The sequence below is a fragment of the Gilliamella sp. WF3-4 genome (genome assembly GCF_001690275.1).
Classification (GTDB): domain Bacteria; phylum Pseudomonadota; class Gammaproteobacteria; order Enterobacterales; family Orbaceae; genus Gilliamella; species Gilliamella apicola_C.
Genome location: NZ_LZGW01000015.1, coordinates 56293 through 78200 on the forward strand (window position 1 = coordinate 56293; position 21908 = coordinate 78200).

The window sequence follows — 21908 nt, forward strand, 5'->3', positions numbered from 1 at the left end:
AGCGATAAGCCAAATTAATAACTATCGAAGAACATGTTCATTATTTATTGTCATTTTCTGTAGATAGAAATTGTTTTGCTAGTGCTTTTAAATCAGTATTTTGCAATGTTTCTTTTAGATCAACATGCTTATCGCCTGATAAGCGTGATAACACTGATTGCAACGCCGATTGAAGAACAGGGCTTTGATTAACTGTTCCTTCAATAGCTTTACCTACACTAATTGCTTTAGAGAAGCTGTTAAAGAAGTTATCGTTGCCGCCCACAATTTCGATATTGGCTTTACTAAATGCTGCAGCAAGAACATCTGCTTGCTCTCTTGCAATTTCTTTATTGGCAGCAATAGCAGCCATAGCTTGTTCAAATCCTTTTTCAAGTGCCAAACGGAACTCCTCATGGTGTTGAGATTGTTCGCTCATTGTGCCCATAGCTTGGAATTTCTCAACTAAACCACTAGCTTCGGCTGTTAAACGTTCACGTATTACTAGTGCTTCAGCAAGGCCTTGCTCTTTTGTTGACGATGCTTTGGCTAAACCGATTCGTTCATCACCACGAGCTTGTGCTGAAAGTTTTTCTTCAAGTACTTTAGCTTCTGTTAAGCCTTGTTTCTCGATTGCAATAGCTTTAGCTTCAATAACTTTTGCTTCTGATAATCCTTTTTCTTGGTTACCTTTTGCTTCTGCTAATAAAGTTTCTGCTGTGATATTTGCTTTGACTAATCCTTCTTTTTCTTCAGCTTCTGCGCGTGCTTTACGTACTTTTGCTTCAGCAAGACCGATTGCCGCTTCTTCAGCTTCAATACCTTGTGCCAATTGTTTTTTGGCTTCTGCTTGTTTAGCTGCTGCTTCAAGTTCAGCTTGTGCCATTGTGCTAATTTCAATAGCGCGGTGTTTTGATGATTGTTCGTCAGCTTCTGCTTGCTTAACTTGCTTAACTAACTCTTGTTCAGCTCTTGCTTCTGCTTCAATAATTGTTGTTTGTTTTTCACGATCTGCTTTTGAAACTTCACGTACTTCTTTAATGTTTTCTTCTTCGACTGCAACTGTTTTTTCAACAGCAACGCGTTCTCTTATTACATTGGCAATAAGTTTTTTTTCTTCTTCAAGCACTTTATCTTTTTCAATGCGTTGCAATTCAACCTCTCGTTCACGAGCAACAATTTCAAGTGAACGAGCTCTTTCAACTCGCTCTTCTTCTATTGCAATAGCTCTTAAGCGGTTTTGTTGTGCAACTTCGACTTCACGTAAACGATTTTCTTCTCGTACTTCAATTTCTTGTTGTGATTGAATTCTAGCTTGTTCTGCTTTCAAACGCTCTTCTTCTTGTACTTTTAACGTTTCAGCTGCTTCACGTGCTCGAATTGTTTCGATTTCTCTTTTTTGTCTTGCTTCAGCATCTGCTTGTTGTCGTTCAAGTTCAAGTTTTGCTTCAATTGTTTCGGTATCTTTCTTTTTTAATGCGAGTTCAAGATCTCTTTCTCGTTTGTTGGTTTCATCTTTATGAACAGCTGTAATGGATGTAATTTTATTAATCCCTTCAGCATCAAAAATATTATCAGGATCAAGAGATTTTATTGGCGTTTGTTCTAAATAATCGATAGCAACATCTTCTAAAGCATAACCATTTAGATCTTTTCCGATAACATCAATAATGCGTTCACGAAAGTTCATGCGATCTTCAAACAGTTTTGATAACTCGAATTGTTTCCCGACGGTTTTTAGTGCTTCTGAAAATTTTGCACTAAAGAGTGAACTTACTGCTTTTTGATCTGAAGCTCTATCTACACCAATAGATTTAGCTACTTTTAACACATCTTCAGTCGTTTCGTTAACGCGTAAATAAAAAGCAACACAGATATCTGCGCGTAAATTATCTTTACAAATTAAACCATCTTTACCCCGCCGCTCTACATCAAAAGTAATCAATGAAATTTTCATAAATTCTTTTTTATAGATAACAGGGTAAACTAGGGCCCCTGTAAAGTGTACTTTGGGTTTTGAGGTCATATCATTAACGATAAGTGCTGTACCCTGAGGAACTTTAATATAAAAAGCTTTAAATAATAAGAAAAACCCCATTATAACTAAAAAGATAATTCCTATTGTTATAAAAAAAAATATTATTGTATCAGTATTTATATGCATAATTTATTTTTCTCCAAAAATTGAACTCTGACTATCCGTTAAATTCTTCAATGCTAATGATTTCATAGAAATTATTAGCCATATCATATCGTAGTAGTACTGCTTTATCTCCACGCTTAAATTGATAAGCTTCGTCACTTCTAACTTGTAAAATTAATCCCGCTCCACCATCTTCATAAATAGCTTCTCCTTTAATGTTATTGACAATACTGGATCGTATTAGAACAATTTGTCCTAATAATGATTTATGATCATGAGTTAAATTTAGTTTTGTGAAAATAGGGCGAATAGGTTTTATGACAAATGCAGTGAGGTAAATAGCGGTGATTAGTGAAATTACAAAAAAAACTGCTCCTATAATAAAATAAAGCAAAATATCATTATATAGCGGTAATATAAAGAATCGGAAACTAAAATAGCTAATTGCCCATCCGAATAATGAAATTAAGGTAATAACTAATGTGAGCGGTACTTCATTAAAACCAAATTTCAATAATAAGCCACCAAATCCAGATGATGGTATATCGGTAGCTGTATCCTCTACGTTAATCGCTATATCTAAACAATCAACACTTAAAATGCCAATTGCGGCAGTTAACCAATACATAACGCAAAGTGTTAATAAGGCGCTAAAAATAACAACGGGAAAAGAAAAAAATATCCCCCAAAAAAGCTCCATTATATTTCCTTTATATTTTAAATAGTTATTACAATTTTCTAATTATTATATTTTTAACGGTTATTGTAACTAAAAAAAGTAAAACTTAAAAAACTTAATTAATTTGTTTTTCTTTTAACCTAGTTAAGATTGCTTCGGCACTTTGGTTGCTCGATTTTATTCCTGCCTCTTCAAGTTTACGATCAAGCGAATCTTGAGTTTCAGATCCCAATAATTCTTTTTTTGCTTCAATAGTGGCAGATGTTTTTTCTTGTCGTTTTTTTATTCGCTCAAGAGAGTCTAAGGCTGTTTGTAGTTTTGTTGTTGAATTTCCATAACGTTGAGCAATAGCAGATTGTGCCTTTTGCACACTTTCTGTTGCTTTTACAATATCTACTTGTTGTTTAAGATTACGGATATTAATTTCTGTTTGTAATATTGTTTGTCGTAGATTTTTTACGTTATCGGCAAAATAAGTTGCTTGCTCTTTATTAACTGTGTACTTCTTTTCAAGAACCGAAAGTTTTTCAGCGACTTCTAAGGCCAATTTTTCATTATTGCTTTCTAATGCTTTGATGGCATAATTTTCATACTCAGTTATTTCTACTTGAATTTTTTCAACTTCTTTATCGGCTAATTTTTGTTGCGCAAGTATGCTTGCTAACGATTCTTTAGCTTGTTTTAATTCAACGTCAGCATCGCGAATTTCTTGGTCTAATATACGTAGAGCTTGCGCATCAATAATCGCTTCGCCGGCTTCATTAACACTACCACGAAGCGCTGTAATAAGCTTTTTGAAGATAGCCATTGTTAATCTCCTTGTTAACTATTTTGATTCAATATTGTTAATGTTAATATAATGTTCATAAGCTTCGGTAGCTTTAATGACATTATCTGATAAAGTTTCTAATTCATAAATGATGTCGCTTAATAATGAAGACGCACTTAAAGCTCCGTACATAATATAATTTAATGCCCCATCTCCTGTTTTTTCAATTGCAATAGTTGATAATGGGAATAGTTTTCTAGTACATAATATTTCTTCATTAAATTGATTTGTGTGTTTGACAATATCAACAGGCCAAAGTAGAGCCTCAATAATAATTTGTTGATTAGAAGCACTTAAAAATAGAGGTAGATCACCATACTCATGCATGGTTATATGCAAACAAGCATCAACGCCATCGATGACTTCAATACTGGCAAAACCTTGCTTAGATAATTCTGAGTCACGCAAAGCTTGATAAAGATCTGTAATTGACCAAACTTCATTTTTTTTCATTTTATTGTTTTCCTGTATATTGTTAAAGCATGTACTATTGTCTATAGGTAGACGAAACTGTTTTTCAATTTCGAGTAATTGAGTTGCATTTTCAGGTAAAATCCAAACTTCTTTTTTTATTAGACCTTGCTCACGCAAGCGTTTTCTATATTGTTGTTGGTAAAATGCAGAGCTTTTGGCCTCTTTTGTTTTTTTCATATGTTGATTTTATGTTTATTTTAATTATCAATAGGGTTTATATTAACATAAAAATATTACATGTAAATATCACATGTAATAATTACATGTGATATTTATTTTCTATAACTTAACAATTATATTTTTATTATTAAATTTAGCTATATTGAGGAAGTTTGCCTGCGTGAGATATTTGTTAATTAGTAAAAGTTAGATGCGCCAAATGTACATATTAGATGAAAATATCCTCTCTTTAAAAAAGGATATTTTCATTATTTATATTGTTAGTTAAAAATCAATATCCATACCTAACTGGAATGTTCTACCGGGTGCGGTGAACATTTCTAGATATTTATAGTTTGATGTTTTGTATAATTTATTGTTACTTAGATAATCCCAATATTTTTGGTCGGTAAGATTATAGATGCCACCGCTTAATTTTACATTCTTAGTGATATTGACATAACCAGTCAGATCCACAATACCGTGTCCTGCAACTCTAAAATAATCATCTGTAGCGGCTTTGATTGGTTTGCCGTCATTATTGTAAGTTTCACGAGCTGTATTTTCAGCTTTCTTGCCTTTTTGGAAGGTGGCAATTAATGCTAAACCATAGTCTTGATTTGGATTGTCCCATGCTAAACCAATGGTGCTCTTTAGCGGAGCAATGCTATCCATTTCAATATATTTATCGCCTAAATAGCTTGATTTTGATTTACCTTGATTGTAGCCAATTGCCAACCTGGCACTTAGCCCATTGGCTGATTCAATCCATGTGCCGATATTAAATTCGCTGCTTAGTTCTGCGCCATAAATATAGGCTTTATCTCTATTTTCTGATTGATAAACAATACGATTACCAACTCCGACAAAATTCTTTTTATAACGAGAATAGGCAATGAAGTTTTTATATTTATTATAAAAAGCGGCAGTTGATAATGTCACTCCTGATGTTGGCTGTCCTTTTAAGCCTAATTCAAAGTTGTCACTGGTTTCGGTTTTTAGGTTCGAATCGCCAACCAGTACATACATTTGGCTATGAGCTAAATAAGAACCATATAATTGATTTTGATTAGGCATTTGTGCGCCACGTTTATATTGGAGGTAAGTTATTAAATCAGGATTAATATCATACATAAATGCTATAGATGGCAATACCTTAAAGTCACTATTACGATTATATTGTTTACCTAATTGGTTAGCATTGATATTAGTAACTGTCATGTTTTGCAAATTACGAGGTTTGGTGTTTTGATATATAGCTCTAGCACCAGGGATTAAATAGAAATTATTGCTGTTATTGACAGTAAAACTTATACGATCTTCAAGAAATCCCCCTAATTGATAACTACGGCTATCTGCTTGAGGTTTTGTGTAATCTCCATCGGGGAAAATTCTGCCATACTGTGATTTAGCTGAAGTATAAAATGGTGACTCATCTCGACTCCAATTAGCATTTAAACCTGCACTTATTTTTTGATTTTCATAATTTTTTAATAATGTTGTAATAAAGTTATAGGCTTTAGTATTATAGTGCGTTTGAGTGTTAAATTTACCTCGAGTTGTGTGTTGTAAATCCGTATTATCATAAACGTGGGTATGTTGATAATTTAATTGGGTAGTTAATGAGTCGATCCAACTAATATTGGTTGGTTTCCATAATTCTTTTATTGCTAAGTTAAAACGGTTATTTTTGCTTTTTTGGTGATCAAATGATTCTATTTTTTTACCGTATTTGTCCCATGTATCATAATGAGAATTTTTAGTTTTGCTGTTATAATCAACGGTCGTATTGAGTAAATGCTCTTCGGTTATTTGCCAGCCAAATCCTGATAGGATTGAATTTGAATGCCAGTTTTCAGGGTAACTGTTGATTGAATCACCATGATTCCGCGTTTGTTTGCCATCACGGCGGCTTAATACTAAAATACCATTTAGCCTATCATCACCTCCAGCTATGGTTAAACCTTGATGATAACTTTTGTCGGTACTATCATAATTATTTTGGAAACCAAAGTAGCTTGTTTTTCCTGGATATAAATAGTAACTGGCAGTTTTAGTTTGAAATGAAACCGAACCACCAAGGGCATTATTAGGGTTACTAACTGATGTTGCGCCTGATTGAATATCGACTTTATTGTACATATAGGTATCAATGTAATCACGACCAATCCCATAAGAACCAAAGCCAGCACGACCTACAGAATTGACCCTACCTTGGGCTATAGGTAAAGGCATACCATCAATGTCGATTGAAACGCGGTTGGCATCTAAGCCACGGATATTATAGCCAGTAAAGCCTCCACGATCCCAACTACTTTTACCACTTCCTGAGCCAGAAATATTACCAGACGCAGAAATCAGTGGTTGATAACGCATTATTGTACCAAAATTGGTTCCGCCGTTGCGCCTAATGTCTTGCTCCGATATTTCTTTATTGGTGCCTGGTTTTTTAGTTGTTTCATGCGCTGTGACTGTCATTACATCATCATGCGTTTGGTTGGTGTTATTGTTTGCTGCAATGGCAGGTATTCCTAATGTTAAGCCTAAAGCTAGTGTACTAGATATTTTTAAATGAGTAACGTTAAGCATTTTAAACCTTTCAAATATAATAATCTAAATAATGTACTGCACTTGCTTCACTTTAATTTAGTATCAATTTATAGTAATCATTATGTTATTTTTGGGGGAAAATCATTATGGGTAAAATTGTTGATAAAGTATTTTGGCAGCTTCATCAACTCTTGGACCGATACCAAACAGGTAACTATCGTCTATGGTAATAATACGATGATTTTTGAAAGCTGCTGTTTGAGTAATTCCTGCAATAGTGTTTAGTTTTTCCATACCACCCAACTGTTCGATAGAATGATTATTTAATACGATAACTTCAGGGTTCATTGCTATTAACGATTCGGGGGTATACGTTTTGTAACTGGTATGTGTAGCAAGGTTTTCACCTCCAGCAATAGTTATAAGGGCATCAGCAGTAGTATTTTTCCCTGCTACTGAATTTGTTCCTCCCATGCTCATCAAAAATAGCACTTTTGCTTTATTAGGTTGATTGGCAATTTTGTCTTGGATTTGGATTAGATGGTTTTTTATTCTATTGATTAACTGTTGCCCTTCACTTTGTTTATTTAATTTATCCGCAATTTTTGTAATATTTAAATAAAGTAAATCAATAGTTCCAGGAACACGTTGCAATGAAAGCACATCGACTTTAGCTTGATTAACCTGACTTATTACGTTTTTAGGCTCGGCATCACTTAATGTAATAAATAACGAGGGTTTTAGCGATAAGATGCCTTCAATATTTAACAATTTCCAATAACCAATTTGTGGAAGTTGTTTTACCGATTTTGGATAACTACTCGTTTTATCCACCCCTACAACTTGATCACCAGCCCCCAGCGCAAATACAATTTCGGTTAAAGAGCCGCCAGCAATAACAATTCTTTCATTTGCAAAACTTAAATTCATAAGGTTGATTAAAGAAAAAAGAAACAGAATTACGCTTAATTTCTTTATAAATTTTTTCATTGTGTAGTTCCTATCATTCGGCATTGGACAGAAGTTACTTACTATAATGAAAATGATAACTATTATCAATATAATGTAGTAATATTTGAGCTGTTTTAAATTTAACTTATTAATTATTAAAATAAATTTATTATTTATTAAAAAATTAGTATTTAATTAATCAATGTGAAAATTTATTTTAAATATCAATTGGATATAAAAATTTAAATAAAAAACGTTGCTAAATGATAATAATTATTATTTAATCTGTGTGTTTTATTTGTACAAGAATAGTTGGTATGAAAACATTAGATGTTAGCACTTTTTATGCTGAAAATACGACGTTGCCATTTAAAAATCGCTGGGCAGTAATGCCTTTACAAGCTAGTTTGCCATTATCTTCATTAGAAATTGAGCAGCAATGGGAAATTATTCAAGCGACATCACTTAGAGGTAAAAAACGTTTAATTTATATTCACATTCCTTTTTGCGATATTCATTGTCAGTTTTGTGGTTTTTATCAAAACCCATTACGGAAGTTTAATACTGAAACCTATATCGATTATTTATTAAAAGAAATATCGCTTGAAATAGATAATAAAGCGATGCAATCTGCTCCAATTCATGCCATTTATTTTGGTGGAGGCACACCTTCGGCTTTGGTTAGTGGGCAAATAGCCAGAGTAATTCGTTATTTTAAACAGCACGCTCCTTTGGCTCCTGATTGTGAAATTACGATTGAAGGGCGCATTTCTGATTTTGATGATGAACGTGTTGATAGCTATATTCAAGCTGGCGCTAATCGTTTTTCGATAGGTGTACAAACCTTTAATACTCAAATTAGACAAAGGTTAGGGCGAGCATCAACTGAAGAACAAATCATTAAAAACTTTGAACGCATAGCTGCACGAGATAGTGTTGCTTTAGTGTGTGATTTAATGTTTGGTTTACCCGATCAAACCCCTAAAACATGGCAACGAGATTTAGATATTGCTAATAATTTGCCATTAGATGGCATTGATCTTTATTCCCTTAATTTATTGCCTACAACACCACTTGCTAAAGGTGTTGAAAATAAACGTATTGAAATACCGTCTGTCACTGATAAGTGTCGTTTTTATCATCAAGGTGCTGAATTTTTTGCTAAACAAGGTTGGGTTCATTTAACTAATGCACATTGGGCTAAAACCAGCCGTGAACGAAATTTATATAATTTTTTAATTAAACAAGGTTCAAATTTCTTTGCTTTCGGCTCTTGTGCTGGTGGGCGGTTAGGTGGTCAATCTTTTATGATCCATCGAGATTTAAATCAGTATTACGCCCAACTAGATCAAGGTAAAAAGCCAATTATGATGTTAACAGGTAAACCATTAATAGGTGAATGGTTATATCAATTACAAGCAGGTATTGAAAAAGGGCGAATTGATTTGACGCAATTAACACAGCACTATCAATTGTTTGAACCATTAATCAATCAATGGCATAAAGTAGGGCTTCTACAAAATACAGATTATTGCCTGCTTTTGACATTATCTGGGCGATTTTGGTCGAGCAATATCTTGCAAGCTTTACAGCAGTTATTATTACAACTCAATAATCCAGAATATATTGAATTACAACAAAAAATGGCGCAAGAAAAACGAACGACTGGTAGCCAACAAATGATGCCTCATTCCGCTATTAAGCAAGCAAAAGATCCACATTAACACTTCGTAATTAAAGGATATTATTATGACAGATAAACAAAACCATTTAGCTAATTTAGCTGCATATATGCAAACCAATCCCGAGGAAGTATTAGAAAAGATTGCTCAAGATCATCATGTTACATTGACACAAGTCATTCAGGCTTTACCCAGAGCAAAAATTGTCGATGGCAGCCATTTTGATACCATTTGGGAAGAAGTAGCAACTTGGGGAGAAGTATTGTTTTTAATCCATACTGGGGATGTTATTGCTGAAATTTCTGGTGAGTTACCCTTAGGGACGCATAGCCACAAATATTTTAATTTACGACACCAAAAAGGTTTAAGTGGCCATATCAAGGCGGAGCATTGCCAATACATTGCTTTTATTGAACGTAAATTTATGAAAATGTCTACTGCGTCGATGATATTTCTTAATCATATGGGACAAGCGATGTTTAAAATCTTTGTTGGTCGTGACGAAAAACATCAACTTAAAGCAGAACAGTTAGAAAAATTCAGAGCATTAGCTAATCGGATTAATTAACTTTAAGATGTTAATACAATGAAAACACTATTAATCTTTGGCGTCAGTCCTAAACAAGGAACTGGTTATCAAGTTTTACAACTAGCTAAACAAAACCATCCAGATTGGCGTTGTATTACATTAGTTCGTAATAATACTTTTGCTAAGCAATTAGTCAAACAAGGCATTGAAACCTATGTCGGTGATGCAACTGATTGCGTGCTAGTTAAACAACTTTGTGATTTAGCTGGTGCTGATTCGACAATTGTTTCAACCTTAGGCGGGGAAACTGGGAATTATCAGGCTCAGCGTATTATTATTGATTGTGCTGAGCAAACAGGCATAAAACAGATGGTTTTAGTCACTTCATTAGGATGTGGTGACTCATGGGCAACTTTATCAGCGAGAGCAAAACAGGCTTTTGGTCATGCAGTACGAGAAAAATCGTTAGCTGAAACTTGGTTACAAACCAGTAAATTAAATTTTTTAATTTTAAGGCCTGGAGGTTTGCGTGATGGTGAAATGACTCAAAATGCCCAATGCTATTATCAACAAGAAGTACATGGGTTTATTCATCGCATTGATTTAGCAAAAATAATTATTGATAAAATCGCTAATCACGAATTTGGTAATTGTGCTTATAGTGTTGTTGACCCTAGTTTAACAATAACTTATTAATTAGCTCAATAATATGAGTCATTCAAGATATAAAAGAGGTTAATGGGTGCAAAACAATCGTCATCGTTCATTATTATGGGGGTTAATTGGTCTACTATTGGTGCTTATTATATTCTCGGCTAATTCTGGCGCATTAAATTTATCCATTACCCATTTAATTAACCTACAATTTGACGATCCGTTATGGCATATTTGGCTTAATGTCCGTATGCCTCGCATTATGTTAGCTGTTATTGTTGGTATGGCTTTAGCTAGTTCTGGTGCGGTAATGCAAGGGCTGTTTAGAAATCCATTAGCCGATTCTGGTCTATTGGGCATTAGTAGTGGTGCTGCTTTAATGGTGGGACTATCTATTTTATTTCCTGCAATATTTCCATCTATTATGATGCTTTACGGTAAAATGTTTGCTGCTTTTGCAGGTAGCTTACTGATTTGTTTGTTAATTTATATTTATAGCTTAAATTCACAATGTAACTTAGCAAAGATGGTTTTGTTAGGCGTGGCCATAAATGCCATTATTGGCGCAATAATGGGGTGCTTGAGCTATATTGGTGATGAGATCCAATTGCGTCAGCTCTCATTATGGTCAATGGGCAATTTAGGTAAAGGTTCGTGGGATTTGGTTTTAGTTGCGGTATCACTCATTTTTCCCGCTTTACTTGGTATTTTTAAGTTATCGCATGCACTGAATCTTCTTCAACTTGGCGATGAAGATGCTCATTATTTGGGCATCAATGTACAACGAATAAAACGATACCTATTATTACTCTGTGCAGTACTAATTGGTACCTCAGTTGCAGTTAGTGGCATAATTGCTTTTGTTGGTTTAGTTGTTCCTCACATGATTCGATTACAAATGGGAGCTAATCATCGATGGTTATTACCGGCCTCAGCGTTGGGTGGAGCCTGTTTATTATTATTGGCGGATACTTTTGCCCGAACGTTAGTTGCTCCTACTGAAATTCCAGTTGGGTTATTTACTAGTTTACTTGGTGGGCCTTATTTTCTATGGTTAATTTTAAGACATAAATAATAGATGGAATTTAATGATGCTAACTGCTCAACATTTAACTTTTAATTATGCAAATCACACTTTAATTAATGATATCTCTTTAACTATAGAAGTGGGCAAGATTACCATCATTATTGGACCTAATGGTGCAGGAAAATCAACACTATTGCGTTTGTTAACAGGTTACCAAAAGCCATCATCAGGAGAGTGTTATTTATTAAATAAACCGTTGTCACAATGGTCAGAAAAGCAATTATCTAAAATTCGCACGGTAATGCTACAACATAACCCATTGACGTTTCCTTTTAAAGTAAAAGAGGTCGTCGCTATGGGGCGTTCGCCATATGGAAAAACTGATTTTAATATAGCAATAGAACAATCTATGCAGCAAACAGATTGTTTAAAATTAGCAAATCGAGATTATCGTAACTTATCTGGTGGAGAACAACAGCGTGTGCAGTTAGCTAGAGTTTTAGCGCAGTTGTGGCAAGTACAGCCAACTGAAAAACTGCTCTTTTTAGATGAGCCGACTTCGGCACTTGATTTATATCATCAGCAACAAACCTTAAGATTATTAAAGAAACTGGCTTGCGAACAACAATTAGCCGTATGTTGTGTTTTGCATGATCTGAACTTAGCTGCATTATATGCTGATAAGATCTTATTAATTAATCAAGGAAAACTTGTTAAACAAGGTATACCTAAAGATGTTTTAACCGCAGAAAATATTAACCGTTGGTATAAGGTAGAATTAGGGATTTATCCTCATCCAGATAATGCTTGTGTACCTCAAATTTATTTAATGCGTTAAACAAAATAAATAAACTCTAATTGGTTACTCCATTTTAAGCTAAATTCAGTATATAATTTGAAAAAATAACAAATGGGGTCGGTTATGACTAATCAAAATAGTACCAGTTCTATTTCTGTTTCACATCTCTTAGATGCTAAACCGGCTTTTAGTTGCCAGCTAGATGGTAAAGGCAAAGCAATGCCACTTAATGAACAAAGTGTTCCTTCAGTTACACAACCATTTTGGATTCATTTAGATTTTGCTAAGCAAGAAACCATTAATTGGATTAATACAACCCATTTAGTGCCTGATTTGATCAAAAACGAATTGATAAAATCGAACCAAATATCTAAAGAAATCCGTTTTGAGTCGGGGATTTTAGTGGTTTTAAAAGGGGTGAATTTTATTCCAAATGAACTTCCAGATCCTATTGTGACTTTCCGTTTTTATATCACCGATAACATGATTATTTCAACCCGACATCAAAAAATTGGCGCCATTTCTCAGCTGCAAGACAATTTAGATAAAGGCATTGGACCTGTGGATGTTGCTGATTGGCTAATTCAAATATCTGATTTAATTAGCGATCAAGTTAATTTATCTTTTAATAGTACTCATAATAAAATCATCAGGCTAGAAGATTTAGTTCTTAACCAACGGATATTTTCATATAAAGAAATAGGCCGTGTACGTAAACAATTGATCGTTTTACGTCGGTTGTTATCACCGCAACGTGATATTTTTGTAAAAATTTCGACTGAAAGAATTTCATGGATTGATGATAACGATCGTCAACGGTTACACGATATTTCCAATCAGCAAAACCATTATGTATCTGACATAGATAGCTGTTTATTGCGGTTAGCTTCAATAATGGAGCAAATTAATAGTTTCTTGGCTGAATCAACCAATAAACGAATTTACTTAATGTCACTATTTACCATTATATTTACGCCGATTACATTTTTAACTAGTTTACTTGGCGTCAATTTAGCGGGTATTCCTTTTAGCCAACAAGAATGGTCTTTTATTGGGTTAATATTACTGCTTGTTGTTATTTGTATTGCTTCGGCTATTTGGCTTAAATATAAAAAGTGGTGGTAATTGTGGTCACATTTTTACAAAAAATGGATAAAAGGTTATGAGCGTTTATACAGTTAGTGATAAGGATATTATTAAGCCTTTATTTAACAACCAGCAAAAAACTAATTGCGAAAAGTTAATTTTAATTTGTTTTGTTTGCGTTTTTTTACCAAGCTGGGGGTTGTATAATTTTCTATTGATGAATGTGGCTACATTGTTGGACTATACATTAGATACTCTCCTTTATGAAGCGTATATTGCTTGAAATATTTAATGAATAATCATTGTTATGCGATCTAATCATTCTTATCGTTTATTTATTGCTGAAAAACCCAGCTTAGCTAGAGCTATTGCTGATGTATTGCCTAAACCTCACCAAAAAGGCAATGGTTTTATTAAAGCAAGTAATGGTGATATTGTTAGCTGGTGTATTGGTCATCTTTTAGAGCAAGCTACACCAGAAATTTATGATCCTAAATATAAAAAATGGGTGATGAGTGATTTACCTATAGTGCCTGAAAAATGGATCTTAATGCCAAAAGACAATACAAAAAAACAATTTAATATTTTGGTCGATCTAATTAACTCTGCCGATCAAATTGTACATGCCGGTGACCCCGATAGAGAAGGACAATTATTGGTGGATGAAGTCTTAAATTATTGCCAATTACCGCCGAGCAAACGCAAAGCTATACAGCGATGTTTAATTAGTGATTTAAATGCGAGCGCTGTTGAAAAATCATTGCAACAATTACGTAATAACCAAGATTTTATTCCTTTATCAACCTCTGCATTGGCAAGAGCTCGAGCGGATTGGCTTTATGGCATTAATATGAGCCGGCTTTGCACTATTGTTGGACAAAAAAACGGTTATCGAGGTGTATTATCAATTGGGCGAGTACAAACACCTATTTTAGGGTTAGTGGTTAGGCGTGATTTAGAGATAGCACAATTTGTACCTAAACCTTTTTATGAAGTGTTTGCTGTATTGCAAACCAAAGACAATGAAACATTTAAGGCAAAATGGCAACCAAGCGAAGCCTGTGCACCTTATCAAGATGAAGAAGGGCGAGTATTAGTCAAAAAGTTGGCTGAAAATGTTTGTCAACGCATAAAAGGTAAACCAGGAACAATTGATAAAGTTAGCAACAAAAAGAAAGAGTTGGCACCTCCCATGCCATTTAATTTATCGGCACTGCAAATTGAAATGGCTAGGAAAAATGGATTAAGTGCGCAAGATGTACTCGACATTTGCCAATCGCTATATGAAAAGCACAAATTAATTACTTATCCAAGGTCAGATTGTCGCTTTCTACCTGAAGATCATTTAAAACAAATTATGGGCGTTAAGTCTGCTATTGAAAATAATTGCCCTGAACTTCAAACTGCCATTGACCAGGCAAATTTTACTTTGCGTTCCAAAGCTTGGAATAATAAAAAAGTCGAAGCTCATCATGCTATTATCCCTACATTACGCAAAACTAAAATGACAATTTTGAGCGATAACGAAAAGGCGGTTTATCAAGTTATTGCAACGCAATATTTAGCGCAATTTTATCCTGCTTACAAATATGCCGAATTGCAAATTGATGTTGATATTCAAGGCGGGAAATTTATTGCTAAAGCAAACCAAATGCTTGATGAGGGTTGGAAGAGTCTATTTAGGAGTAAAAACTACCAAACTGATGCAGATGATAATGAAACCAATGGGTTATTAACTAAATTGGTTAAAAAGGGGGAAACTGTGCAATGTGTTGATACTGAATTGCTGAGTAAAGAAACCCAGCCACCAAGAGCCTTTACCGATGCGACATTATTATCGGCTATGACGGGTATTGCCCGATTTGTTAAAGATCCTGAAATTAAAAAAATATTACGTGAAACGGATGGCTTAGGTACCGAAGCAACGAGAGCTGGTATTATCGAATTGTTATTTAAACGCCAGTTTTTGACTCGTCAAGGTAAAACAATACGTTCAACTGACGTGGGTAAAAATCTGATTTTATCATTACCCGATATCATGTCGATGCCCGATATGACAGCACATTGGGAATTACAATTAGATGAAATCAGCAAAAAAGAGTTTTCATACCAGCAATTTATGCACCAACTCAATTTATCACTACTAGAGCTTGTTAATCAGTTAAAAAATGCGCGATTGAATATTAGATCTTAGTGTCGCTATCATCAAAATAGGATGAAATGCTCAATTTATCTCTTTTTAACAACTTAGCGGAAGCGAAGAGAGTAACCGAAGAAGGGGTAATGATTTATAACACGGAAAGACCGCATGGAACATTGAAGAACATGGCGTCAATTGAATGTAAAACACTAAAACAAGTAACTTAATTTTCTACGTCAGTTGTGTGCTAAGTTTGAGGGGGTATTTACACATTTACGCCAAGCGTAACAACCTGATACATATGTATTGATTTTTCAAAATAAGTAAAAAATAACAAAAATAGACTAAAAAAAGGTTGCATAGAATAAAAAATAACCTTATCTTAAAAAATATACCTTTAATTTTCGGTTTCTTAATACTTTCTAAAGGAATTTAGGTAAATATCATGGAGCGCGCTGTTAGTCGTATTGCTTTAATCATCAATCGCTTTATTCAATATCCTTTTTTTTCTTTTATAAGTTAAACGGATTTTTAGCCGTACGGGTTTTATTGTGCAATGCAAGGGGCAGATTATGTTAGCTATGCCACTGTCTCAATGGCGCACGATTACCGCTACCTCTGCCATGCCTTTGTATGCCGTACTTTCTAATGTCAGCGATGCGCAAGCGGTTAAAAACTACTATATCACTGATGGCTCACAAACGCCCTATGGTCTTTATAGTGGCACGCCTTACGAGCACTGGTTTTCTGTTATGCCCATGCTAGTGAGACTTGATGAGCATAGTCCCTTTTTAGATTGGATTAATAACACTGAGCACAAAGACTGGGGTTGGCTGGCACGCTCTCATTTACCCTTTGCAGACATCTGCGCTCATTTACGGAGCTTAACCCAGGCGATTATGCCCGATGGTGAAACAGTGTTTTTTCGCTATTGGGATGGTGAATATTTGTCAATCATGCTTGATTATTTTACCGATAGCTGGCAAGACGTGCTGCCTGCTTTTGCTTTTTACTGGATTAATCACCAATCACATGTGGTGCATGTACCGGTTGAGCAAGCGGTACAAACTTCGCCTTGGTGGCAGGTGCCAGAATCATTAATAAAAAAATTGGTAACCGATAAAGAGGATCTGCTATTAGAGAATATCTTACAAACGTTACAAGAAAGTTATCCGACAATATATTGGGCCTATCGACATGATATTTTAGAGAGAAAAGTTAAACGTTTATTACAATGTAATCAGGGTAAAAGTGACGTTTGGAATTTCATTTTACAACAACTTCAATCATAGGATAACAAAATGACAGAGGACATCATTGCTCCCCCCTTATCTGAGCCTGTTATCACACCCGATGTACAAGCAGAAGCCAATAAAGTCATAAATGAGGTTATTACTGATTTTAAAAATTGCCTTAATGACTACAAATCACTAACCGATACTAGATTTATCGGACGCTTTTTTGATATGGATCAGCAAATTAAGGTGGGTGATATGGAAATAGTTCAAAATGTCCAAAGTCGTGCACGAATGGATGGGGTGACCACCTGCCCATTAAGCGGCGAGCTGGTTATCATACATACGTTTCAAACCGCAGGTAAAACCATTCCAATCCCGAAAACCAAATACCGGGTATATGAGGTGGAATCAGGTTATATATGGGATAGTGATAATTACGTCAGCGAAGGTAAATTAGATGATAATGGTAAAGCTGTCTTAAAATTAAAGCCAAATCAAAAATATAAAATTATGTTTTATCCCAATCTTACAAAAAAAGATTTAGACAAGCTCTATGCTTCTTATGATGGTTTAATCAGTCAATGTGCAGATTGGTTAGAAAAAAACTGGAATAATCGGCAAAAGCAAGAATGGGAAGCTTATATTGCTAATGGTGCATCAATAGATTGGGTCGAGGCATGTAAAGAGTTTGCTGATGGTATCTGGACGACGTTAAAAGACATTTGGAATTTAGTGTGTAAATTATTTGATATATTTTGCCATCCTTTAGAAAATGCAAAAAAACTGAAACAACTTATCGGTGATGGCGCTGAAAAGTTAATTCAAATGTATGATGAACATAAAGATGAAATAGGCGATATGCTAATGATGCTTAAAGATGAAGCCATGCTATTTATCTTTTTTAATGCAACTTGGTGTCTTTTCAAATTGTTAACCCCCCAACAATTAGTTAACTTTAGTGCCAAAATTGTAGGGCAAGTATTAACCGAAGTGATTATTGCTATTATTTTACCGGGCGCAGTTCTAAAAAAAGGATTTGATATAGCAATGAACTTTGCTTAATAAGAAGGATTATAATAATGAAAAAAAAGGTAGCAAGCACATCAACTAAAGAGCTTATCGAAGCGCTAGAAAAGTTAACCGACATCGCTAAGCAAGCATGTAAAAAACATGTCAAAGATAACCATGAAATAATTCACAGTGGTGGCGTGGATGTTAATGCACACAAAACGGCAACAACCCATAGCACTGCAACGGGTGTAACTGAACATGGCAGCGTTGCTTCATCGGGGGGGAATCCACAGACAAAAATAGAAAATGCATCGTCACATATCACCGACACCCCAGAGGCCGGTAAAAATGCCAAAGGGCAGGCGGTTTCGTCAGATAAACAGACGCCTCATGATGGTGACCCCATATCGTTATTAACTGGCGAAGAGCTATTATCGGTTGAAGATGGTCACTTAACGGGTATCGTGCCTTTTATTTGGCAACGTTTTTATCGTACCAGTGCTGTTGAATTACAGCAAGGATTGGGCTATGGCTGGTCGCACTTTTTAAGTCAACATTTGGTATTTAACAACGATAGCATCACATGGTTAGACCATGAAAATCGCCAAGTTAGCTTTCCCTATCCAACCGAAAAATACACACAGAGATTAAATAGTTTATCAGAAGCCATGTTGTGCCAAGGTGAACAAGATAATGAGTTTATCATTGTTCAATCTAATCAACCATTTTTAGTGTTTAAACGTGCAAAAGAGGGGACAACGGCTTGTTTGAAACGCATTATAGACAAGCATAACAATGCCATTAAGGTTATTTATAACGCCAATCGGCTACCTTCTGCCATTTTATCACCCGCAGAGCAACCAACGCGCAAGTTAGTCTTTATTTATGAAAATGAAATAGACGCAGCGACTAATGAAAATAACCCAAGCACCCCGCCGACTAATATAAATTTAATCCAACAAGTTGAATTACACACCCGAGTCGCACAAGAGTGGCAGCGTGTTTCGGTGCTAGCAAAGTACACTTATAACACGCTTCACCAACTTGTTGAGGTGACGAATGCCGCAAATGAGACCGAGCACTATACTTATGATGATAAGCATGTTATTCAATCACGGGTCATGGCGGGTGGGGCAACCTTTTATTGGGCATGGCAAAATGAAGGTAAGCAGGCACGCTGTTTACGGCAGTGGGCGAACTTTCCTCAATTGGATAGTCAGTATCAATGGAATGATGAAGAAAACAGTGTCACGATAATCCACCAAGATGGCAGTAAAAGTTATTATAAGCATAATACCCATGGTAAATTAATCCAAAAAATATCTGCGGCGGGTCATGTACAAAGCTACGAATATAATGATAAAGGGCAACTGACAGCTGAAATTGATGGTGAAGGTCATATTACCTATTATGATTATTCTCCCATCACTGGCGCGTTAGATACCATCACTTATCCCGATGGGCATAGTGTTCATTATGACTACTTGCATGGGGAAATTTATACCCTCATTCAGGGTGATAAAGAGACTTACCAACAATGGCGTTTTCGGCGTGATAGCCAAGGGAACTTACTGGAGCTAATCGACCCTCAAGAGCGCAGCACGGTATATCAATATAATGCTCAAGGTAAGCCCATTTTTATTCAATATCCTGACCAGAGTCACCAACGTTTAGTTTGGTCAGAGCAAGGGGAATTATTAGAGGATAACTCTTCAATTCAAGGTTTACGCCAATTTGGCTATGATGCTATTGGTCGCTTAGAATGGGAAAAACAACAAAACGGCAGTACCACACACTATCGTTATGATGCGTTAAATCGAATTACCCAAATTATCTTACCCAATAACACCACCCGTGAGTATCGGTATAATGCTTATGGTAAAGTGATTTGGTTTAAAGATGAAATGGGCAAAATCACCCAATATGATTACGCCGCGCCGTTACACCTACTCACTCAATTACACCAACCTAATGGTGAAAAACTGGCTTTCCAATACGATAATGGGCATTTACAGATTAGCCAAATCACCAATCAAAAAGGGGAGCACTATCAATTTCGTTACACAGCTGATGGATTATTAAGTGAAGAAATTGGTTTTGATAATATAAAAACCACGTACCATTATAATAAAAACAACCAACTTATTGCCCGTTGTGAATATGGAGATGAACATCAATCTGAGCCATTTATTACCCGATATGAGCGTGACAGCCTTGGGCGATTAATTCAAAAAATATTGCCGGATGGAAATATTGAGCACTATGAATATGATACTATCGGTCGCTTGATAGCGGTAAAAGATAACGAGAATGTGTTAGGTTGGGAATATAACAAAAGTAATCAACTCACAGCCGAACACCAAAACTGGGCGACTATCCGTCATCGCTACGATGAAAACACCGGCTTACTCAATGGCACAAAACTGCCCGATGGGCAATGGTTAGAATATCATTACAATCAGGGTCAGCTACTGGGGATGACACTCGACCACCAGCCATTAGCCGCTTTTCGTTGGGATAAACAAGGGCGAGAGTGTGAGCGTCGTCAGGGTAATGGGCTGGTTAACCGTTACCAATATGACCCACTAGGGCAACTTATTGCCCATCAACGTTATCATGGTTATGATATTAGCACCCAGACCTCACCAACGCCAATTTGGCAACAGCAATATCACTACAATCCTAACGGACAGCTTGCCGAAATCACCGGACATCAGCCACGCCGTTATTGTTATGATAACGCCGGTCAGTTACACACAGTGACTTACCCTGAGGTCAATCCCGAACAGCATCATGCTGAAAAAGTCGAGCAGTTTGATTACGACCCAACGGGCAATAAAATCAGTGAAACCCAAGCACTAGCCCCTACACCTTTTCATGCCAATATCGCCAAAGGCAACCGGTTAACCTTTTTTAGTGATAAACACTTTGAGTATGACCGCTTTGGTAACCTAATTGCGGAAAAACGTGGAAAAAACCACAGTCTAGTTACCCACTATGAGTACGACTGCCGGCACCGGTTAATCAAAGTGATTAAACCAACGGGGCTTATCATCACCTATACTTATGATGCCTTTAACCGTCGTACCAGTAAAACCGTAGATGGTAAAACTACCGAGTTTATCTGGCAAGGTAGTAAACTTATTGCCGAGACCGATAACGATAAACACTGGCAAAGCTACCTTTACGAGCTAGACTCTTACTGTAACTATCCCCTAAAATAGTACAGCAAAAAAGTAGAAAATTCTCTATGATAAAAGTAAAAGAGGATTTAATGATGAAAAAAATGACTGAACATCAAATCGTCGCTATTTTAAAAGAAGCTGAAGCGGGTATTCCCGTTAAAGAACTGTGCCGTAAATATGGCATGGGTAATTCAACTTTCTATAAATGGCGAGAAAAATACGGCGGAATGGAAACGTCGGATATCAAACGTCTAAAAGAACTCGAAGCGGAAAACCGCAAGCTTAAACAGATGTTTGCCGAACTGAGCTTAAAATCTCAGCTTCAGGAAGAAATTATAAAAAAGCTTTAGTGCCAACTGGGGCACGTAAAACGTGGGCACAGCAACTACAACAAAATCATTCAGTTACTATTGCTATGAGTTGTGCCATTGTTGGTTTAAGCCGTTGTGCTTACTATTATCAACCTAAGTTACAGGATGATTCAGTGATTATTTCGGTATTGAATGCTATCACAGACCGGCATTTACGCTGGGGCTTTCCTAAATGTTTTAATCGTATCAGAAAGCTCGGCTATCAATGGAATCATAAACGGGTATATCGGGTGTATTGTGAGCTAAAGCTTAATCTTAAAACAAAACGTAAACAACGAATTCCACCTCGGGAGCCAGAAAAGTTATCGGTTCCCAATAAACAAGGTGAATGTTGGTCAATGGATTTTATGAGTGACAGTAGTCGTAATCAACGTCGCTTTAGGACATTCAATGTCATCGATGACTTTAATCGTGAGGCGTTA

At 35.7% G+C, this 21908-nt stretch carries 18 protein-coding genes and 1 pseudogene; 13 read left to right on the plus strand and 6 right to left on the minus strand.

The genetic code is table 11. The features are described from left to right. Window positions 1-40 precede the first annotated feature (40 nt). The 6 genes from A9G47_RS03275 to A9G47_RS03300 all read right to left on the minus strand — a co-directional run bounded on the left by A9G47_RS03275 (window position 41) and on the right by A9G47_RS03300 (window position 7803). A complete protein-coding gene (locus tag A9G47_RS03275; protein WP_442903099.1) occupies window positions 41-2077 on the minus strand; it encodes a hypothetical protein in 2037 nt (678 codons plus the stop codon). 97 nt (window positions 2078-2174) lie between these two features. After that, the gene (locus tag A9G47_RS03280; RefSeq protein WP_065567461.1) at window positions 2175-2822 is read right to left on the minus strand and encodes a hypothetical protein; all 648 of its coding nucleotides are present in this window, start codon (window positions 2820-2822) and stop codon (window positions 2175-2177) included. Window positions 2823-2916: 94 nt separating this feature from the next. Then, window positions 2917-3609, minus strand: coding sequence for a PspA/IM30 family protein (locus A9G47_RS03285; protein WP_065642154.1), 693 nt, complete (start codon window positions 3607-3609; stop codon window positions 2917-2919). Window positions 3610-3627: 18 nt separating this feature from the next. Continuing rightward, entirely contained in the window at window positions 3628-4281 is a 654-nt protein-coding gene (locus tag A9G47_RS03290) for a YjfI family protein (protein ID WP_065580187.1), read from the minus strand. A 267-nt stretch (window positions 4282-4548) separates the two neighbouring features. Continuing rightward, window positions 4549-6852, minus strand: a complete 2304-nt coding sequence (locus tag A9G47_RS03295; RefSeq protein WP_065642155.1) for a TonB-dependent receptor domain-containing protein — start codon at window positions 6850-6852, stop codon at window positions 4549-4551. 105 nt (window positions 6853-6957) lie between these two features. Continuing rightward, entirely contained in the window at window positions 6958-7803 is an 846-nt protein-coding gene (locus A9G47_RS03300) for a heme/hemin ABC transporter substrate-binding protein (protein ID WP_176700650.1), read from the minus strand. A 278-nt stretch (window positions 7804-8081) separates the two neighbouring features. Here A9G47_RS03300 and hutW point away from each other — a divergent pair. From hutW to A9G47_RS03365, 13 genes and pseudogenes are all read left to right on the plus strand, one after another. Next, window positions 8082-9386: pseudogene (gene hutW, locus A9G47_RS03305) on the plus strand (heme anaerobic degradation radical SAM methyltransferase ChuW/HutW); the annotation flags it as partial. Window positions 9387-9513: 127 nt separating this feature from the next. Further along, window positions 9514-10014: a heme utilization cystosolic carrier protein HutX gene (gene hutX, locus A9G47_RS03310; protein WP_065642157.1), complete on the plus strand. Its 501-nt coding sequence runs from the start codon at window positions 9514-9516 to the stop codon at window positions 10012-10014. An 18-nt stretch (window positions 10015-10032) separates the two neighbouring features. Then, a complete protein-coding gene (locus A9G47_RS03315) occupies window positions 10033-10671 on the plus strand; it encodes an NAD(P)H-binding protein (RefSeq protein WP_065580182.1) in 639 nt (212 codons plus the stop codon). Window positions 10672-10717: 46 nt separating this feature from the next. Then, window positions 10718-11704, plus strand: coding sequence for a FecCD family ABC transporter permease (locus A9G47_RS03320; protein ID WP_065642158.1), 987 nt, complete (start codon window positions 10718-10720; stop codon window positions 11702-11704). A 13-nt stretch (window positions 11705-11717) separates the two neighbouring features. Next, window positions 11718-12494: a heme ABC transporter ATP-binding protein gene (locus A9G47_RS03325; protein ID WP_065642159.1), complete on the plus strand. Its 777-nt coding sequence runs from the start codon at window positions 11718-11720 to the stop codon at window positions 12492-12494. Window positions 12495-12578: 84 nt separating this feature from the next. Further along, on the plus strand, window positions 12579-13580 hold the full coding sequence (gene zntB, locus A9G47_RS03330) for a zinc transporter ZntB (RefSeq protein ID WP_176700651.1): 1002 nt from the start codon (window positions 12579-12581) through the stop codon (window positions 13578-13580). A gap of 268 nt (window positions 13581-13848) precedes the next feature. Next, the gene (locus A9G47_RS03340; protein WP_065642160.1) at window positions 13849-15735 is read left to right on the plus strand and encodes a DNA topoisomerase III; all 1887 of its coding nucleotides are present in this window, start codon (window positions 13849-13851) and stop codon (window positions 15733-15735) included. Window positions 15736-15761: 26 nt separating this feature from the next. Further along, on the plus strand, window positions 15762-15908 hold the full coding sequence (locus tag A9G47_RS13495; RefSeq protein ID WP_081303512.1) for an integrase core domain-containing protein: 147 nt from the start codon (window positions 15762-15764) through the stop codon (window positions 15906-15908). A 345-nt stretch (window positions 15909-16253) separates the two neighbouring features. Beyond that, window positions 16254-16973: a DUF4123 domain-containing protein gene (locus tag A9G47_RS03345; RefSeq protein ID WP_065642161.1), complete on the plus strand. Its 720-nt coding sequence runs from the start codon at window positions 16254-16256 to the stop codon at window positions 16971-16973. A 9-nt stretch (window positions 16974-16982) separates the two neighbouring features. After that, window positions 16983-17981 carry a hypothetical protein gene (locus A9G47_RS03350; RefSeq protein WP_065642162.1) on the plus strand — a complete coding sequence of 333 codons (999 nt, stop codon included), beginning with the start codon at window positions 16983-16985 and terminating at the stop codon, window positions 17979-17981. Window positions 17982-17998: 17 nt separating this feature from the next. Beyond that, entirely contained in the window at window positions 17999-21154 is a 3156-nt protein-coding gene (locus A9G47_RS03355; protein WP_065642163.1) for a DUF6531 domain-containing protein, read from the plus strand. A gap of 53 nt (window positions 21155-21207) precedes the next feature. Beyond that, window positions 21208-21465 carry a transposase gene (locus A9G47_RS03360; RefSeq protein WP_034909955.1) on the plus strand — a complete coding sequence of 86 codons (258 nt, stop codon included), beginning with the start codon at window positions 21208-21210 and terminating at the stop codon, window positions 21463-21465. Next, window positions 21465-21908, plus strand: a 444-nt coding sequence (locus tag A9G47_RS03365; RefSeq protein ID WP_141674803.1) for an IS3 family transposase, incomplete at its 3' end; no start/stop codon positions are given. The genes A9G47_RS03360 and A9G47_RS03365, both read left to right, overlap by 1 nt.

Excerpts from the sequence above, each read along its gene's own strand:
- A9G47_RS03290 (WP_065580187.1), bottom strand. The coding sequence starts at position 4,281 with ATGAAAAAAACAAAAGAGGCCAAAAGCTCTGCATTTTACCAACAACAA.
- A9G47_RS03325 (WP_065642159.1), top strand. The coding sequence starts at position 11,718 with ATGATGCTAACTGCTCAACATTTAACTTTTAATTATGCAAATCACACT.
- A9G47_RS03350 (WP_065642162.1), top strand. The coding sequence starts at position 16,983 with ATGACAGAGGACATCATTGCTCCCCCCTTATCTGAGCCTGTTATCACA.
- A9G47_RS03340 (WP_065642160.1), top strand. The coding sequence starts at position 13,849 with ATGCGATCTAATCATTCTTATCGTTTATTTATTGCTGAAAAACCCAGC.
- A9G47_RS03295 (WP_065642155.1), bottom strand. The coding sequence starts at position 6,852 with ATGCTTAACGTTACTCATTTAAAAATATCTAGTACACTAGCTTTAGGC.
- A9G47_RS03360 (WP_034909955.1), top strand. The coding sequence starts at position 21,208 with ATGAAAAAAATGACTGAACATCAAATCGTCGCTATTTTAAAAGAAGCT.
- A9G47_RS03355 (WP_065642163.1), top strand. The coding sequence starts at position 17,999 with ATGAAAAAAAAGGTAGCAAGCACATCAACTAAAGAGCTTATCGAAGCG.
- A9G47_RS13495 (WP_081303512.1), top strand. The coding sequence starts at position 15,762 with ATGCTCAATTTATCTCTTTTTAACAACTTAGCGGAAGCGAAGAGAGTA.
- A9G47_RS03315 (WP_065580182.1), top strand. The coding sequence starts at position 10,033 with ATGAAAACACTATTAATCTTTGGCGTCAGTCCTAAACAAGGAACTGGT.
- A9G47_RS03285 (WP_065642154.1), bottom strand. The coding sequence starts at position 3,609 with ATGGCTATCTTCAAAAAGCTTATTACAGCGCTTCGTGGTAGTGTTAAT.
- A9G47_RS03280 (WP_065567461.1), bottom strand. The coding sequence starts at position 2,822 with ATGGAGCTTTTTTGGGGGATATTTTTTTCTTTTCCCGTTGTTATTTTT.
- zntB (WP_176700651.1), top strand. The coding sequence starts at position 12,579 with ATGACTAATCAAAATAGTACCAGTTCTATTTCTGTTTCACATCTCTTA.
- A9G47_RS03300 (WP_176700650.1), bottom strand. The coding sequence starts at position 7,803 with ATGAAAAAATTTATAAAGAAATTAAGCGTAATTCTGTTTCTTTTTTCT.
- A9G47_RS03275 (WP_442903099.1), bottom strand. The coding sequence starts at position 2,077 with ATGGGGTTTTTCTTATTATTTAAAGCTTTTTATATTAAAGTTCCTCAG.
- hutX (WP_065642157.1), top strand. The coding sequence starts at position 9,514 with ATGACAGATAAACAAAACCATTTAGCTAATTTAGCTGCATATATGCAA.
- A9G47_RS03345 (WP_065642161.1), top strand. The coding sequence starts at position 16,254 with ATGTTAGCTATGCCACTGTCTCAATGGCGCACGATTACCGCTACCTCT.